Below are 16,594 nucleotides of genomic sequence, written 5' to 3' on the forward strand. Positions count from 1 at the left end.
CGTCAGAACGGACGGGCCAGAGCGGTCAGGCGTGCCCGCCATGCGGCGGTGCGCGCCGGATCCTGGGCGAGCGCCGGTCCGTCGACCCACGAAGTGACGGCGCGGATGCCGTGCAGCGCATTGACCGCCCAGAGCGTCGCGCCCTCCAACTCGGCCGGGGCGACGGCTTCCTCGTCCACCGGCACACGGAGGGCCGCGGCCACCCCGCGAACCGTCCTCGCCGCGACGCTGTCGACGCGCGGCAGCACCAGCGGCGGCGTGAAGAGAGTGTCGCCGCGCCACCAGAGCAGGGCGGTCGTCGCTCCGTCGCTGACCCGGCCGTCGTCGAGGATGACCGCCTCCTGCGCGCCGGCCCGCTGGGCCTCCTGGCGCAGGCGGCTCAGCGCCGCGAGATCCGGTCCCTTGAGATGCGGGACGCGACGCGGGTCGTCCGCAGCCGTTGCGACGACGACCGACTCGGTCAAGTCGGGCGCGGTACGCAGCCGGAATCGCAGCAGGGGAGCATCCCGGCTCGTCACGAGCTCGAAGCGCGGAAACCAGCGGCCGTCGCGGGGGATCGCGTCCAACCCGGCTTGCCAGAACTCGTCGAGCGCAGAGCGGTCGGAGAAACCTCGTTCGATGGCCGTCTCGGCGAACCGCTCCCGATGCAGCGCCAGAGCCAGGGCCCTGCCATCGGAGACCAGGAACGAGTCCGCCGCCTCGAGTGCGGTCTCACCGACCTCGCAGTGATCGACGATGACGAGGTCGCCACCGCGCCAGTCCCACAGGGTCGTGCTCGCAGCCATTCGCCTAGGCTAATGCAGTGGTTCCCCGACTCCGCAGTTACCCGGTCGACGGCTGGGCGGATCCCGCCGACGCCTTCGTCGCCCTCTTCGCCGACGCCGCGAACGCTGTCTGGCTCGACGCCGGCCCGGATGCCGACAGCGGTCGCAGCTACCTCGGTGCGGGCATGCGCGTCGCGACCTCCAGCGTTGCGGCAGGCGAGGTCGTCGTGGACGGGCCCTCGGGTCTCCGACGTCGTCCGGGGTCGATGCTCGACTTCCTCTCCGACGACCTGACGGAGCGCGGCCGCAGTGAGCCCCGCACCACCGAGCCATCGTTCGCGCTCGGCTGGGTCGGCTGGCTCGGGTACGAGAGCGGAGCGGCTGCGAGCGGCGTCCCGATCGCGACGACGACCGGCCCTGATGCCGCGATGCTGTTCGTCGACCGTGCGATCGCGTTCGATCACGGCACCCGCACCATCGAGTTGCTGGCCGTCGACGACGCCGAGAGCGGGGAGTCGGAGGAGGCCTGGGTGGTGCGCGTGCGCCGCGCGATCGGGAGGGCAGCGGGGGCCGCCGCTCAGTACGCTGCCGCGCATCCGGTCGGACCGCCGCACCCGGCCGTCTGGCGGTACGGCGACGCCGAGTACCTGCGGCTGATCGCCGAGTGTCAGGACGCCATCAGGCGCGGCGATGCCTACCAGCTGTGCCTCACCAACCAGGCCGTCGCCGAGACGACGATCGACGACGTCGCCCTGCACCTGCGCCTGCGCGCGGCGAGCCCCGCGCACCACGGCGGACTGCTCCGCATCGCAGGCGTGTCCCTCGTGAGCTCGTCTCCGGAGCAGTTCCTCGCCGTGCGATCCGACGGCCTCGTGCGCACGAAGCCCATCAAAGGCACGCGCCCCCGCGGCGCCACGGTCGCACGCGACGTCGAATTACGCGCAGAACTCGAGGCGAGCGAGAAGGAGCGCGCCGAGAACGTGATGATCGTCGACCTGATGCGCAACGACCTCGGACGCGTGTGCGAGGTCGGCTCCGTGGAGGTGCGGCACCTGCTCGCCGTCGAGAGCTACGCGCAGGTCCATCAGCTGGTCAGCACCGTCGAGGGCCGACTTCGCACCGGGTTCGGGGCGGTCGACGCGATCGCGGCGTGCTTCCCGGCCGGCTCGATGACAGGAGCTCCGAAACTCAGCGCGATGCGCATCCTGCACGAGCTCGAGCAGGGCGAGCGCGGCATCTACGCCGGATGCTTCGGGTATGTCGGTCTCGACGGCGCGGCGGACCTCGCGATGGTCATCCGGAGCATCACCGTGCGCCCCGGTCTCGTGACCATCGGCGCCGGCGGAGGCATCACCGCGCTGTCGGTGCCGGAGGAGGAACTCGACGAGGTGGCGATCAAGGCGCGCGCCCTGCTCGCCGCGGCCGGGCTCATCGCAGCCGGTCCGACGGCGTCAGGGAACGGATCGGGCCTCCCGAACGTTTAGTAGTCTGGATGCTTGGGCACGCAGCAGCCCTCTGCTTTCCGCCGTCTCCCAGGCGAGGCGGCAAGAACCGACGAATGAGAGTCACGTGGCACACGAGCACGATTTAGCGCACGCGCCCGCCGAGGGCGCGCAGTACGACTTCGCCGACATCCAGAAGAAGTGGCTTCCGGTCTGGGAAGACCTCAAGCCGTTCGCGACGGACGACCCGGCCGACAAGCGTCCGCGCAAATACGTGCTCGACATGTTCCCGTACCCCTCGGGCGACCTGCACATGGGGCACGCGGAGGCGTACGCACTCGGTGATGTGATCGCGCGCTACTGGCGTCAGCAGGGCTTCAACGTGCTGCACCCGATCGGCTGGGACTCCTTCGGCCTGCCTGCCGAGAACGCGGCCATCAAGCGCGGACTCGACCCCAACGGCTGGACCAACGACAACATCGCTCAGCAGAAGGCGAGCATGCGCCGCTACGCGCCGAGCTTCGACTGGGACCGCGTCCTGCAGACGAGCGACCCCGATTACTACCGCTGGAACCAGTGGCTGTTCCTGAAGCTGTACGAGAAGGGTCTGGCGTACCGCAAGGCGAGCCAGGTCAACTGGTGCCCCTTCGACCAGACCGTGCTGGCGAACGAGCAGGTCGTCAACGGCCGCTGCGAGCGCTGCGACAATCTGGTCACCAAGAAGAAGCTGACCCAGTGGTACTTCCGCATCACCGACTACGCGGACCGTCTGCTGGACGACCTGAACCAACTGGAGGGCGCGTGGCCGTCCAAGGTGCTGAGCATGCAGCGCAACTGGATCGGGCGCTCGACCGGTGCCGACGTGAACTTCACCATCGAAGGCCGGGATGAGCCGGTCACGGTGTACACGACGCGCCCCGACACGCTGTACGGGGTCACGTTCATGGTCGTCGCGCCCGACTCCGACCTGGCCGCAGAACTGGTTCGGGATGCGCGCCCGGAGGTCAAGGCCCGCTTCGACGAGTACCTGGATGCGGTGCGCGGCACCACGGAGATGGACCGTCTGAGCACCGACCGCGAGAAGACCGGCGTCTTCCTGGAGCGTCATGCCGTCAACCCGCTGACGGGGGAGAAGCTGCCCATCTGGGCCGCCGACTACGTGCTGAGCGACTACGGTCACGGCGCGATCATGGCCGTTCCCGCGCACGACCAGCGCGACCTCGATTTCGCTCGCGCGTTCGATCTGCCCGTGCGCGTGGTGCTGGACACGAACCAGCCGGTCACCGGCGCGATCCCGGTCATCCACACGGATCCGGAGACCGGCGAGCCGATCCTGCCCGACGATCTGCCGCTGGACAACCCGTCGGAGACCGGCGTCGCGCTCACCGGCGAGGGTCGGCTGATCAACTCGGGGCCGTTCGACGGCCTGAGCAAGTCCAACGCCATCCGACGCATCACCGAGGCGCTGCAGGCGGGCTCGCTGGGCACGCCCGCGAAGAACTTCCGGCTGCGCGACTGGCTGATCTCACGCCAGCGCTACTGGGGGACGCCGATCCCGATCATCCACTGCGAGATCGACGGAGAGGTGCCCGTGCCCGAGTCGGAGCTGCCGGTCCTGCTGCCGCCGGCCGACGGTCTCGACCTGCAGCCCAAGGGCACGAGCCCGCTGGGTGCGGCCTCGGACTGGGTCAACGTGACCTGCCCGAAGTGCGGCGGACCGGCCAAGCGCGACACCGACACGATGGACACCTTCGTCGACAGCTCGTGGTACTTCCTGCGGTTCCTGTCGGTGAACGACGACACCAAGGCGTTCGACCCGGCGGAGGCCGAGAAGTGGGCGCCCGTCGACCAGTACATCGGTGGCGTCACGCACGCCATCCTGCACCTGCTGTACTCGCGGTTCATCACCAAGGTGCTGTTCGACCTCGGGTACCTGAGCTTCACGGAGCCGTTCACCGCACTGCTCAACCAGGGCATGGTGCTGATGGACGGATCGGCGATGAGCAAGTCGCGCGGCAACCTGGTGAAGCTGGCGGAGCAGCTCGATGAGCACGGAGTCGACGCCGTGCGCCTGACGATGTCCTTCGCCGGGCCTCCCGAGGACGACATCGACTGGGCGGACGTGTCGCCGTCCGGCAGCGCCAAGTTCCTCGCCCGCGCCTGGCGCGTGGCGAACGACGTCACGAGCGCTCCGGATGCTGTGTGGAAGAACGGCGATCAGGCGCTGCGTCGCGTGACGCACCGTTTCCTGGCCGACGCGCCCGGGCTGATCGAGGCGTTCAAGTTCAACGTCGTCGTCGCCCGCCTCATGGAGCTCGTCAATGCCACGCGCAAGGCGATCGACACCGGCGCCGGGCCCGCGGATCCCGCGGTGCGCGAGGCGGCCGAGGTCACGGCGATGGCTCTGAACCTGTTCGCTCCGTACACGGCAGAGGACATGTGGTCGATCCTCGGTTACGAGGCGACGGTGGCGCTGGCGCAGTGGCGCAAGCCGGATCCGACGCTGCTGATCGAGGAGTCGGTGACCGCCGTCGTGCAGGTCGACGGCAAGGTGCGCGACCGCCTCGAGGTGTCGCCGAAGATCGCGGCCGACGAGCTGGAGGCCCTCGGACGTTCATCCGATGCCGTCAAGCGCTCGGTCGGCGATCGCGAGATCGTCAACGTGATCGTCCGCGCGCCCCGTCTGGTGAACATCGCGACGAGGCCGCGCGGGTAGCGCCCGGTAGCGTTCGGTATCCGGGGCGCGTCGTATGACGCGAACTCAGCCCACGGCGGTCCTCCACAGCGGAGGGCCGTCGTTCGCTTTCCACCGGTGAGCCGCCGGGCGCCCGGCGCGCGACCCGGCTTCGTACCGTGGAGGGATGGGGGAGCGAAGTGCCGGGCGGCATCGTGGTGGTCAGGCGTCGGGCCTGGCGGATGCGGTGGACCCAGACGAGGTGCTGGGCTCGAACGAGGCGGTGAGCCCAGGCGGTACGTCCGGCGTGGATGCGGCTGCCCAGGGTCATGAATCATCACTGGCCGACCTCGCTCCTGCGCCACGCTCCACGCGGGTGCGGATCGGGATCGGTGCCGCGGTCGTGCTCGTGATCGCGGCACTCGTCGTGACGGTGATCGTGACAGCGATCGGACAGCAGGGGACAGTCGCGGAACTCGCCGCGGCAGCGCCGGCCGAATCGACGGCTCCGTCCGGTTCGGCGCCGAGCGCTTCCGCCGGCGCGGTGGGCGGCGCGGAGTTGCTGGTGCACGTGCTCGGGGCCGTGAAGAAGCCCGGGCTCGTCTCGTTGGCGGCCGGGTCCCGGGTGGTCGACGCGGTCGCCGCGGCCGGCGGACTCAGCGCCGATGCCGACGTGTCCGGCATCAATCTCGCGCGGCCGGTGTCCGACGGCGAACAGCTCGCGGTGCCGCGAGCCGGGGAGGTCCCGGCTGCTGCCCCGACGACCGCGCCCGGAGGCAGCGTCGCGGCATCCGGCGCCCTCGTCAACATCAACACGGCATCGGAGGCCGAGCTCGCCACCCTGCCGAGGATCGGACCGGCGCTCGCTCAGCGGATCACCGATTGGCGCTCGGCGAACGGACGCTTCACGGCTCCCGGCGACCTCGTGAAGGTGACCGGGATCGGCGAGAAGCTGTTCGACGGGCTGAAGGACCGGATCACGGTATGACGGTGGATCTGCGGCTCGCGGTCCCTGCCGTCACGATGTGGGGCACGGCGGCGATGGTGGTCGGTGCGCCCCAGACGGCGCCCGTTGCCGCGGCTGTCACGTGGACGCTCGTGGGCGTGGGCACGGCGATCACCGTCTGGGCGCGCCTACGGGTCGCGGCAGGCGGCCGCGCGAACCGGGATGGTGCCGTGCGTACGGGGCGCGGCGTGACGGTGATCTGGACCGCCGGCGTGCTCTCCCTCGTGGCTGCTGCGCTCGTGCTGAGCGTCATCGCGCGTGAACAACCTCGGCGCGCTCCCGAGCCGCTGGTCGACGCGGCCGCCGGGTCGGCCGCGGTCACCCTGGAGGTGCGCGCCGACCGCACACCGCAACGGATCTCGGGCGGCTTCGACGGGCGACCCCGGTGGATGTGGAAGGGCACGGCGTCGTCCGTGACGGCGCGCGGCGAGCGGTACGCCGTCGAGTCTCCCGTGACAGTGATCGGGTCGATGGACGCGGGCGACGCGCGGACGATCGTGTTCGGCTCCGTGTCGCGGGTGGAGGGCAGCGTACGCGCGAACGACCCCGGCGATACGACCGCCTTCCTGGTGAGCGCGCGTTCACCGCCCGTCGTGCTCGCCGACGCGGCGCCCTGGCTTCGTTGGACCGACGTGCTCCGGAACGGCTTCTCGGCTGCCGCGGCGGCGACGCCGGGCGACGGCGGTTCCCTTCTTCCCGGACTGGCGATCGGTGACGTCTCCGCCGTCGGCCTCGAGCTGGACGAGGCGATGAAGGTCAGTGCGCTGAGTCACCTGACCGCGGTGTCCGGGGCCAACTGTGCGCTGGTGACGGGCATCGTGTTCCTGCTCTGCGCAGCGGCAGGCCTCGGACGCGGCACTCGGGTCCTCATATCCCTCGCGATGCTGCTGGCGTTCGTCGTGCTGGTGACGCCCGGAGCGAGTGTCGTTCGCGCGGCGACCATGGCGGTGATCGTTCTGGTCGCGCTCGCACGCGGTCGCCCGGCACAGGGAGTGCCGGTGCTCGCCCTTGCGGTGATCGTGCTGCTCGCGCACGACCCGTGGCTCGCCCGCGACTACGGCTTCGCGCTCTCCGCGTTGGCGACCGCGGGCCTCCTGGTGCTCGCCGGTCCGCTGGCGCGCGTGCTCGCGCGCTGGATGCCGCGCAGTCTCGCAGCCGTCGTCTCCATTCCGCTCGCGGCGCAGCTCGCCTGTCAGCCGGTGCTCATCCTGCTCACGCCCACGTTGCCGCTGTACGGCGTCGCCGCCAATCTGCTGGCCGAACCCGCGGCGCCCATCGGCACCCTTGTCGGCCTCGTCTCCTGCCTGGTGCTCCCTGTCGCGCCGGTGCTCGGCCAAGCCCTGGTCTGGGTCGCGTGGCTGCCGTCGGCGTGGATCGCGGCGGTCGCACAGACGACCGCGTCCCTTCCGGGCAGCAGTCTGCCCTGGGTGGACGGTCCACTCGGGGTGGTTCTCTGCGCAGGCGCGCTGGCGGCCGTGGCCATCCTGGCTCTCGGACGGCGGTCCGGTCGGCCATCCCACGGAGTGGTGGGGGCGCAGCCCGACGAGGGAGCCGGTCGTCGCCGCACGCGGGGGATCGCGATGTCTGTGGCGTCCGCGGTGCTGATCGGCGGAATCGGTGTCTACGCGGGAGCGCTCGGCGGCGCCACGCTCGGGAGCGCCCTCGCGACGCCCGACGACTGGCAGATCGCGGTGTGCGACGTCGGCCAGGGTGACGCGCTGCTCCTTCGCGACGACGGCCGCACAGCGATGATCGACGTCGGGCGCACCGCCGGCCCCACCGCGGCGTGCCTCGATCGGCTCGGTGTGGAGCAGCTCGACCTTCTCGTGCTCACGCACTACGACGCCGACCACATCGGCGGCCTCGAGTCCGTCATCGGCCGCGCAACGGCGGCGGTGGTCGGCGCGACGTCGGACGCCGCGGACGACACTACCGTCGGCCGGCTGGAGTCCACAGGGACGACCGTCTCGCGCGGAGAGGCCGGTATGCACGGCACGCTCGGGGGTCTGAGCTGGCGCGTGGTGTGGCCGCCGGCAGCATCTGCTGCGCCCCCGCCCACAGGGAACGCGGGCAGCGTTGTGATCACGGCCGAGGGACACGGTCTGACGTCGCTGTTTCTGGGCGACCTGGGGGAGCGCGAGCAGGATGAACTGCTCGCGTCGGGCACGGTCGGCGCCGTCGACGTCGTGAAGGTCGCCCATCACGGATCCGCCGATCAGAGCGCTGCCATGTACGCCGAGCTCGGAGCGGCGCTCGGCCTCCTATCCGTCGGGGCGGCGAACGGGTACGGGCACCCCACGGCGCGCGCGTTCGAGATCCTCGGAGCGGCCGGCACGTCCTGGGCGCGCACCGATCGTCAGGGTCTCGTCCTCGTCTCGCCCGGGTCGGCCGAGGGAGCGGTGTCGCTTTGGACGGAGCGCTCCGACGCCTCCGGCGCGCGGATCGATGACAGTGGGCCCCCGTATGCTGGAGGGGAACGAGGAGGAACGTGGCGGCACGAGGCAGCAGCAGGTCGAACGCGAGCGCGGGGCGTACGGCGGCCGCCATCCCGCAGCTCTCCTGGAACCAGGTTCGGCCCGCACCGATCGTCCTCGTCTCCGGCCCCGAGGGCTTTCTCGCGGATCGTTCGATCCGTGCGCTGCGCGACGCGCTCAAGGCGGAGGACCCGAGCCTCGAAGTCAGCGATCTCGCCGCCAACGACTACGCCCCCGGCGAGCTCCTGACCCTCGCCAGCCCGTCGCTGTTCGGCGAGCCGCGGCTGATCCGGGTCGAATCGGTCGAGAAATGCAGCGACGTCTTCCTCGCCGAGATGCTCGACTACCTCGCCGCTCCGGCCGACGGCACCGTCGTGGTGCTCCGCCATGGTGGCGGGGTGCGCGGCAAGAAGCTGCTCGACGCGATCCGAGCGGGAACGGGCGGCGGCATCGAGGTCGTCTGCACGGAACTCAAGAAGGACTCCGACAAGTACGACTTCGCGCAGGCGGAGTTCCGGGCGGCGGGAAAGAAGATCAGCCCCGGCGCGCTCCGCGCCGTCACCTCCGCCTTCGCCGATGACCTCGCCGAACTCGCCGGCGCCTGCCAGCAGCTCATCTCCGATACGGCGGCCGAGATCACGGAGGCGACGGTCGACAAGTACTACGGCGGCCGGATGGAGACCAACGCGTTCCAGGTCGCCGACGCCGCGATCGCAGGCCGGCACGGCGAGGCGCTCATCACCATGCGGCACGCCTTATCATCCGGTGCCGACCCGGTGCCGATGGTCGCGGCGTTCGCCAGCAAGATCCGCACGATGGCGAAGATCTCCGGTGCACGCGGCGGATCCGGGCAGCTGGCCCAGCAGTTCGGGCTCGCTCCCTGGCAGGTCGACCGCGCCCGCCGCGACCTCTCCGGCTGGACGGAGGACGGCCTCGGCCGCTGCATCGAGGTCCTGGCCGAGACCGACGCGAACGTGAAGGGCGGCGGCCGGGACCCGGTGTTCGCGCTCGAACGGATGATCCGCATCGTGAGTTCACGCGGCCGCGACTGAGCCCCAGCACGAGCACGGAACCAGCGCGAGAAGCTGCCCCGACCGCGACAACGCGAGTGAAACGCGAAGAGCCCCCGTCGCCATGACGGGGGCTCTTCGACTCACGGGATCAGGCCCGTGGACGTGTGGTGCTTAGAGGCTCGCAACCTGCTTGGCGATCGCCGACTTGCGGTTCGCGGCCTGGTTCTTGTGGATGACGCCCTTGCTGGCGGCCTTGTCGAGCTTCTTGCTGGCGACGGTGAGAGCTGCGGTCGCCTTGTCCTTGTCTCCGGCGACGACGGCCTCGCGGGCTGCGCGAATGGCGGTCTTGACCTCGCTCTTCACGGCCTTGTTGCGCTCCTGCGCCTTCTTGTTCGTGCCGATGCGCTTGATCTGCGACTTGATGTTTGCCACGTGTGGTTACTTTCGTTCGTAGTGAGTTTCGGATGAGCCGCTCAGCGAGAGAGGGCGCCTTGCGGCAATCGTGCGGACGGAACCCACACGCAAGCCAACAAACAACTTTACCAGTGCGGGCCCGTCTGACCAAACGCATCGACCCCGCGCGCCGCGCCGAACCGACAGGCTGCCTGGCGCGCGGGCCGACGAGCCCGCCCGGCCTCCGTGTGCGTCAGGCGGTCGCGGTCTGCTTCACCGCGTACGAACCGGATGTGATCTCCTCGACCAGCGTCGGGCCGTTCGGCTCCCAGCCCAGGTCGATGCGCGCCTTCGTGCCACGTGCCTGCTGATCGAGCAGCAGGGCGTCGGCCAGGCCGGCGCCGAGCCGGTCGCGCGATTCCCCGACGGTCTCCGGCTGAACACCGCCGGCGATGTCCGCCGCCGAGGCCGCGGCCTCGCCGAGCTCGCGCACGGTCGGGTTCGTCCCGCTCGCGCCGAGGTAGACCGACCCGCCGTCGCCGTTCTCGAAGGCCAGCACGTACAGGGCGGCGAGGTCGTCCACGTGCACGGTCGCCCAGTGCTGCGAGCCGTCACCGATGAGGCGGAGGGTCGGAGCGACCCCGTCTCCGCGCGGGGCGTCGACGATCTCGTTCGCGAGACCCCTGCCGTAGCCGTAGACGATCGACGGGACGACGACGGCCGTGCGGATGCCGCGAGCCGCCAGCACGCGCGCCTCGTTCGCACCGCGCCAGGAGGTCAGGGCCGGGGGTGCCGACGGCGAGTCCTCGGTGATGTCGCCGTTCGAGCCGTAGGTCCAGATGCCGCCGGTGTGCACGAACGCCTTGCCGGTGCCCTCCAGCGCGCTGAGAACAGCGCCGATGAAGACCGGGTCGACATCCTTCGACGATGCCAGGTGGATCACTCCGTCGCTCTCGCGCGCCGCGCGCTCGACGAGCTCCACGTCCGTCGCGTCCCCGATCAGGGCGGTCGCGCCCGCGGCCTCGACCGCGGCGGCCTTCGTCTCGTCGCGCACCAGAGCGACGACGCTGTGGCCTTCGTCGATGAGGCGGGGGAGGACGGATGATCCGATGAAGCCGGTCGCGCCGGTGAGGAGGATGCTCATGCTTGCGTGCAACGCGACGGCGACGCATCCATTCCCGCACCGTGCCGCCGATGCCCGGGCGTAGGCTCGAAATCATGAAGAATCCCGCATCCATCGCCATCGTCAACGCCTACCTCGTCCCCGTCGCCGGGGACCCGATCGAGAACGGCACCGTGCTCGTCGAGAACGGCCGGATCACGGCGGTCGGCGCCGATGTCACGGTTCCGGACGGCGTCGAGACCGTCGATGCGAGCGGCAAGTGGGTTCTTCCCGGCTTCATCGAGTCGCACGGCCACGTCGGCATCCACGAAGAGGCCAACGGTCCCGCCGGTGACGACACGAACGAGATGACGGTGCCGAACACGGCCGCCGTGCGCGCGATCGACGCGATCAACATCGACGACGAGGGCTTCCGCGACGCGCTCTCCGGCGGCGTCACCTCGATCGTCGTCAAGCCGGGATCCGGCAACCCGATCGGCGGGCAGACCGTCGCGATCAAGTCGTGGGGCGGGCGCACGATCGACGAGCAGGTCATCCGCGAGGCCGTCAGCGTCAAGTCGGCCCTCGGTGAGAACCCGAAGCGCGTCTACGGGGCGAAGAACGTCACCCCCAGCACGCGGCTGGGCGTCGCGATGATCATCCGCCAGGCGTTCGTCGAGGCCCAGAACTACCGCGCCCAGCGCGACGAGGCGGAGAAGGACGGCAAGTCGTTCGCGCGCGACCTCGGCAAGGAGACGCTGGTGCGCGTGCTCGACGGCGAGCTCGCCTGGGACCAGCACACCCACCGTCACGACGACATCGCGACGGCCATCCGGCTCGCCGACGAGTTCGGCTACCGTCTCGTCATCAACCACGGCACCGAGGGGCACAAGCTCGCCGACGTGCTCGCCGAGCGCGACATCCCGGTCATCTTCGGGCCGATGTTCACGTCGCGGTCGAAGGTCGAGCTCAAGGATCGCGCGATCGCGAATCTCGGCAAGCTGGCCGCCGCGGGCGTGCGGGTGGCGATCACCACCGACCACCCCGTCGTGCCGATCAACTTCCTCGTGCACCAGGCGTCCCTCGCGGTCAAGGAGGGGCTGCCCCGCGACACCGCGATCGAAGCGCTGACGGTCAACCCCGCCTCCTTCCTGAAGCTGGACGAGCGCGTCGGCTCGCTGACGCCGGGACTGGACGGCGACATCGTCGTGTGGTCGGGCGACCCGCTCGACGTGAACTCTCGTGCCGAGCGCGTCTTCATCGAGGGCGCAGAGGTGTACCGCTGGGAGGGCGACCACGGCGTCGTCGTCGAGCGCTCCGAGCGGTTCGACACGGCCGTCTGACCCGTCGGCGGGTGCCGTCCGATCCGTCGACGGCGCCCGCTCGCCCGGCAGCCGATGCCGCCGCCGACGCCCGAATAGGGAAGCAGGCTCGGCTCGTGGGAGAATCGACCCACAATGTCACCACGAGCTCTGAAGGCCCTCGAGCCCGCCGCGACCGATCCGGCGTTCATCCGCAATTTCTGCATCATCGCCCACATCGACCACGGCAAGTCCACCCTGGCCGACCGGATGCTGCAGATCACCGGCGTCGTCGCCGAGCGCGACATGCGCGCGCAGTACCTGGACCGCATGGACATCGAGCGTGAGCGCGGCATCACGATCAAGAGCCAGGCCGTGCGCATGCCGTGGGCCGACGACTCCGGCCAGTCCTTCACGCTCAACATGATCGACACCCCAGGGCACGTCGACTTCACCTACGAGGTGTCGCGATCGCTGGCGGCGTGCGAGGGCGCGATCCTCCTCGTCGATGCTGCGCAGGGCATCGAGGCCCAGACCCTGGCCAACCTGTATCTCGCGCTCGAGAACGATCTCACGATCATCCCGGTGCTGAACAAGATCGATCTGCCGGCGGCCGACCCCGACAAGTACGCCGCCGAGCTGGCGAGCCTCATCGGCGGCCGTCCCGAAGACGTCCTCCGCGTCTCCGGGAAGACCGGCATGGGCGTGGATGCCCTGCTCGATCGTGTCGTCGAACTCATCCCGCAGCCGGTCGGCAAGAAGGATGCGCCGGCTCGCGCGATGATCTTCGACTCGGTCTACGACAGCTACCGCGGTGTCGTCACGTACGTCCGGATGATCGACGGCAAGCTCTCGCCGCGCGAGCGCATCCAGATGATGTCGACGAAGGCGACGCACGAGATCCTCGAGATCGGCGTGAGCTCCCCGGAGCCGACCCCGTCGAAGGGCCTCGGCGTCGGCGAGGTCGGATACCTCATCACGGGTGTGAAAGACGTGCGCCAGTCGAAGGTCGGTGACACGATCACGACCGCGTCGAAGCCGGCGACGGAGGCCCTCCCGGGCTACACGGAGCCCAAGCCGATGGTGTTCTCGGGTCTCTACCCGATCGATGGCAGCGACTATCCCGAACTGCGCGAGGCGCTCGACAAGCTCAAGCTGTCGGATGCCGCGCTCGTGTACGAGCCGGAGACCTCGGTCGCCCTCGGATTCGGCTTCCGCTGCGGCTTCCTCGGACTCCTCCACCTCGAGATCGTCACCGAGCGCCTCGAACGGGAGTTCGGTCTCGACCTGATCACGACGGCCCCCAGCGTGATCTACGAGGTCACCACCGAGGACAAGAAGACCATCACGGTCACCAATCCGAGCGAGTTCCCCGGCGGCAAGATCGCCAAGGTCGAGGAGCCGATGGTGAAGGCCGCCATCCTCGCCCCCAAGGACTACGTTGGCGTCATCATGGAGCTGTGCCAGAGCCGCCGCGGCGCGCTCATGGGCATGGAGTACCTCGGCGAGGACCGCGTGGAGATCCGCTACACCATGCCGCTCGGCGAGATCGTGTTCGACTTCTTCGACCAGCTCAAGAGCCGCACCGCCGGTTACGCGTCGCTCGACTACGAGCCCGCCGGCGAGCAGGAGGCCGATCTGGTGAAGGTCGACATCCTGCTGCAGGGCGAGCAGGTCGACGCGTTCAGCGCGATCGTGCACCGCGACAAGGCCTACGCCTACGGCGTGCTGATGACCGGGCGGCTGCGCGAGCTCATCCCGCGCCAGCAGTTCGAGGTGCCGATCCAGGCCGCCATCGGCGCGCGGATCATCGCCCGCGAGAGCATCCGGGCCATGCGCAAGGACGTGCTCGCGAAGTGCTACGGCGGTGACATCACCCGCAAGCGCAAGCTCCTCGAGAAGCAGAAGGAGGGCAAGAAGCGCATGAAGATGGTGGGCCGGGTCGAGGTACCGCAGGAAGCCTTCATCGCCGCGCTCTCGGGCGACGTCGAGAAGAAGGACAAGAAGTAGGCACGCCATGCGACGCTCAACGTTCACCGATCAGCCCGTGACGTACGGCGCGGTGGGCGGCACGCAGGCTCCCGACCTGCTGTACTACCCGCCGAAGGGCTACCGCCCCCTTGAGCGCCAGGCGCGGCTCGGCAGCGGCGAGGAGCGCTTCGCCGCGGCGGTCACCTCCCTCATGACGTGGGGCGTGCAACGGGGGAGCGGGATCAAGGTCACCGACGCCCACGAGGGAACCGGCGTGCAGTACGAAGGGGTGATCTTCAACCCGGACGGCTCGCCCGCCAAGCTCCAGGAGCACCGTCAGGCCGAGGCTGTGTTCGCGGATGACGGGTCGCCGTACATCGCCAACGGCATGACCGCCGTGCTCAAGATCCCCTTCGGTCCCATTCACGTCTCGGCGCCGATGCGCGTCGTCTACGTGATCGATGAACCCAACCGGGCCGGCTTCGCCTACGGAACCCTGCACGGGCATCCGGAGAGCGGCGAAGAGGCGTTCATCGTCGAGCAGCGCGACGATGGGTCCGTCTGGTTCGTGCTGCGTGCGTTCTCGCGGCCGGCGAACGGCTTCTACCGTGCGTTCGGGCCCATCCTGCGACTGGTGCAGCGTCACTACACGGCGAAGTACCTGCGCGCCCTCCTTCCCGTTCGGTCGGTCTGACCGTGCCGAGTGCTCTTCCGCTGGGCGATCCGGCGCCCGCTGACGGCCTGTTGCCCGCGTCGACCGCCGAGCGGGCCGCCGAACGCAACTTCGGCGTCTATCTGCACGTGCCGTTCTGCCGGGTGCGCTGCGGCTACTGCGACTTCAACACGTACACGGCGACCGAGCTCCGCGGAGTCGCGCAGAGCGACTACGCCGCGCATGCGATCAGCGAGGTCGCGTTCGCGGCCGGGGTGCTCGAGGCGACCGGCATCGCATCGCGTGCGGCGTCCACCGTCTTCTTCGGGGGCGGCACGCCGACGATGCTGCCGGCGACCGACCTGACGGCCATGCTCGCCTCCGTGCGCGACGCGTGGGGCCTCGCCGAGGGCGCCGAGGTGACGACCGAGGCCAATCCCGACTCCGTCGATGCCGCGTATCTCGAGCAGCTCGCGGCCGCCGGTTTCACGCGGGTCTCCTTCGGGATGCAGTCGGCTGTGCCTCATGTGCTCGCCACCCTCGAGCGCACCCACGACCCCGAGCGCGTTCCGCTCGTCGTCGAGTGGGCGCGTGCCGCCGGGCTCCAGGTGAGCCTCGACCTCATCTACGGCACGCCGGGGGAGTCGCTCGACGACTGGTCGCGGTCGCTCGAGAGCGCGATCGCCTGCCGTCCCGACCATCTGTCGGCCTACTCGCTGATCGTGGAGCCGGGCACCAAGCTCGCGCGCCAGATCAAATCGGGCGGCGTCGCGGAACCCGACGAGGACCTGCAGGCCGACATGTACGAACTGGCGGATGCTCGGCTCGCCGCCGCGGGCTACGGCTGGTACGAGGTCAGCAACTGGGCGACGGACGACGCCCACCGGTCTCGCCACAACCTCGCCTACTGGCAGGGACACGACTGGTGGGGCATCGGCCCTGGCGCGCACAGCCACGTCGGCGGCGTGCGCTGGTGGAACGTGAAGCATCCTGCGGCGTACGCCGGCCGGGTGCTCGCGGGCGAGTCGCCGGCCGCGGGCCGCGAGACGCTGGATGCCGAGACGCAGCGCGTCGAGCGCGTGCTGCTGCTGACGCGCATCCGGGACGGACTCTCGACCACCGAGCTCGACCAGCACGGCCGCACGGCCGTGGCCGGCCTGATCGCCGACGGCCTCGTGGACGCGAAAGCCGCCCTGCGCGGCGTCGTGGAACTGACACTGCGAGGGCGGCTGCTGGCCGATGCCGTTGTGCGGCGCCTGCTGGCCGACGACTGACCGGCAGAGCGGGCCGCGGCCGGCGGACCGGGCGCTTTCGCGACTAGCTGACGAACTTGATGGCGAGCGGGTAGGTGTAGAACTCGCCCTGGTTCGCCTTGACCGCCGCGATGATGCTGAAGACGATGTTGATCACCCAGGCGGCCGCCAGGATGAGGAAGCCGATGAACACGATCGTCAGCAGCCAGCCGACGATGTAGGCGATGAAGATCGTGATCTGGAAGTTGAGTGCGGTCGCGGTGTGCGCCCGCACGAACGGTCCCTTGTCTTTCAGCACGAGGTAGCCGATCAGCGCCGGGATCCAGTTGAACAGGATGCCGCCGATGTGGACGAGCGTCGACCAGAGCTTCTCGTCGGACGGACTGAGCTGCTGCGGGGTGCCGCCATACGGCGCTCCGGGAGGGGGCGGGGGCGTTGCGGACATCTTCACTCCTTGGGTGCGCCCGGACTGCGGGCGGTCGGGACCACTGTCGCCATCAACTCTAGGGCGATCGGGCCGAAACTGAGAAGAAGCCGGGAGGGCTGTCA

At 69.9% G+C, this 16,594-nt stretch carries 12 protein-coding genes and 1 pseudogene; 9 read left to right on the forward strand and 4 right to left on the reverse strand.

The window, feature by feature from the left end:
* Positions 1-2: 2 nt before the first annotated feature.
* Positions 3-785 (reverse strand): aminotransferase class IV, encoded by a 783-nt coding sequence (locus PKE84_RS17650; protein ID WP_271178556.1) that lies wholly within the window; start codon positions 783-785, stop codon positions 3-5.
* A gap of 17 nt (positions 786-802) precedes the next feature.
* Here PKE84_RS17650 and PKE84_RS17655 point away from each other — a divergent pair, with 17 nt between their 5' ends.
* The 5 genes and pseudogenes from PKE84_RS17655 to holA all read left to right on the forward strand — a co-directional run bounded on the left by PKE84_RS17655 (position 803) and on the right by holA (position 9,412).
* Positions 803-2,248, forward strand: a complete 1,446-nt coding sequence (locus PKE84_RS17655; protein ID WP_271178557.1) for an anthranilate synthase component I family protein — start codon at positions 803-805, stop codon at positions 2,246-2,248.
* An 85-nt stretch (positions 2,249-2,333) separates the two neighbouring features.
* Positions 2,334-4,922 (forward strand): leucine--tRNA ligase, encoded by a 2,589-nt coding sequence (leuS, locus tag PKE84_RS17660; RefSeq protein WP_271178558.1) that lies wholly within the window; start codon positions 2,334-2,336, stop codon positions 4,920-4,922.
* Positions 4,923-5,067: 145 nt separating this feature from the next.
* Positions 5,068-5,868, forward strand: a complete 801-nt coding sequence (locus PKE84_RS17665) for a ComEA family DNA-binding protein (protein ID WP_309297495.1) — start codon at positions 5,068-5,070, stop codon at positions 5,866-5,868.
* A gap of 488 nt (positions 5,869-6,356) precedes the next feature.
* Positions 6,357-8,099: pseudogene (locus PKE84_RS17670) on the forward strand (ComEC/Rec2 family competence protein); the annotation flags it as partial.
* Positions 8,100-8,374: 275 nt separating this feature from the next.
* Positions 8,375-9,412, forward strand: coding sequence for a DNA polymerase III subunit delta (holA, locus tag PKE84_RS17675; RefSeq protein ID WP_271178559.1), 1,038 nt, complete (start codon positions 8,375-8,377; stop codon positions 9,410-9,412).
* 132 nt (positions 9,413-9,544) lie between these two features.
* On the opposite strand, the gene rpsT is transcribed toward holA, so the two are convergent.
* Positions 9,545-9,805 (reverse strand): 30S ribosomal protein S20, encoded by a 261-nt coding sequence (rpsT, locus tag PKE84_RS17680; protein ID WP_271178560.1) that lies wholly within the window; start codon positions 9,803-9,805, stop codon positions 9,545-9,547.
* Positions 9,806-10,019: 214 nt separating this feature from the next.
* Positions 10,020-10,910: an NAD-dependent epimerase/dehydratase family protein gene (locus tag PKE84_RS17685; RefSeq protein ID WP_271178561.1), complete on the reverse strand. Its 891-nt coding sequence runs from the start codon at positions 10,908-10,910 to the stop codon at positions 10,020-10,022.
* 74 nt (positions 10,911-10,984) lie between these two features.
* Between PKE84_RS17685 and PKE84_RS17690 the strand changes: the two genes are divergently transcribed.
* The 4 genes from PKE84_RS17690 (at position 10,985) to hemW (ending at position 16,066) form a co-directional block, all read left to right on the forward strand.
* A complete protein-coding gene (locus PKE84_RS17690) occupies positions 10,985-12,211 on the forward strand; it encodes an amidohydrolase (protein WP_271178562.1) in 1,227 nt (408 codons plus the stop codon).
* A gap of 114 nt (positions 12,212-12,325) precedes the next feature.
* Complete coding sequence (gene lepA / locus PKE84_RS17695) at positions 12,326-14,179, forward strand: translation elongation factor 4 (protein ID WP_271178563.1); 1,854 nt, start codon at positions 12,326-12,328, stop codon at positions 14,177-14,179.
* Between the two features lie 7 nt (positions 14,180-14,186).
* Positions 14,187-14,834: a DUF1990 domain-containing protein gene (locus PKE84_RS17700; RefSeq protein WP_271178564.1), complete on the forward strand. Its 648-nt coding sequence runs from the start codon at positions 14,187-14,189 to the stop codon at positions 14,832-14,834.
* A gap of 2 nt (positions 14,835-14,836) precedes the next feature.
* Positions 14,837-16,066: a radical SAM family heme chaperone HemW gene (gene hemW, locus PKE84_RS17705; protein ID WP_271178565.1), complete on the forward strand. Its 1,230-nt coding sequence runs from the start codon at positions 14,837-14,839 to the stop codon at positions 16,064-16,066.
* A 43-nt stretch (positions 16,067-16,109) separates the two neighbouring features.
* On the opposite strand, the gene PKE84_RS17710 is transcribed toward hemW, so the two are convergent.
* On the reverse strand, positions 16,110-16,490 hold the full coding sequence (locus PKE84_RS17710) for a DUF4870 domain-containing protein (protein ID WP_271178566.1): 381 nt from the start codon (positions 16,488-16,490) through the stop codon (positions 16,110-16,112).
* Positions 16,491-16,594 lie beyond the last annotated feature (104 nt).

Source organism: Leifsonia poae, assembly GCF_027921845.1.
In the GTDB taxonomy this organism is placed as follows: Bacteria; Actinomycetota; Actinomycetes; order Actinomycetales; family Microbacteriaceae; genus Leifsonia; species Leifsonia poae.

Excerpts from the sequence above, each read along its gene's own strand:
- PKE84_RS17650 (WP_271178556.1), bottom strand. The coding sequence starts at position 785 with ATGGCTGCGAGCACGACCCTGTGGGACTGGCGCGGTGGCGACCTCGTC.
- PKE84_RS17665 (WP_309297495.1), top strand. The coding sequence starts at position 5,068 with ATGGGGGAGCGAAGTGCCGGGCGGCATCGTGGTGGTCAGGCGTCGGGC.
- PKE84_RS17685 (WP_271178561.1), bottom strand. The coding sequence starts at position 10,910 with ATGAGCATCCTCCTCACCGGCGCGACCGGCTTCATCGGATCATCCGTC.
- PKE84_RS17690 (WP_271178562.1), top strand. The coding sequence starts at position 10,985 with ATGAAGAATCCCGCATCCATCGCCATCGTCAACGCCTACCTCGTCCCC.
- lepA (WP_271178563.1), top strand. The coding sequence starts at position 12,326 with ATGTCACCACGAGCTCTGAAGGCCCTCGAGCCCGCCGCGACCGATCCG.
- PKE84_RS17700 (WP_271178564.1), top strand. The coding sequence starts at position 14,187 with ATGCGACGCTCAACGTTCACCGATCAGCCCGTGACGTACGGCGCGGTG.
- PKE84_RS17710 (WP_271178566.1), bottom strand. The coding sequence starts at position 16,490 with ATGTCCGCAACGCCCCCGCCCCCTCCCGGAGCGCCGTATGGCGGCACC.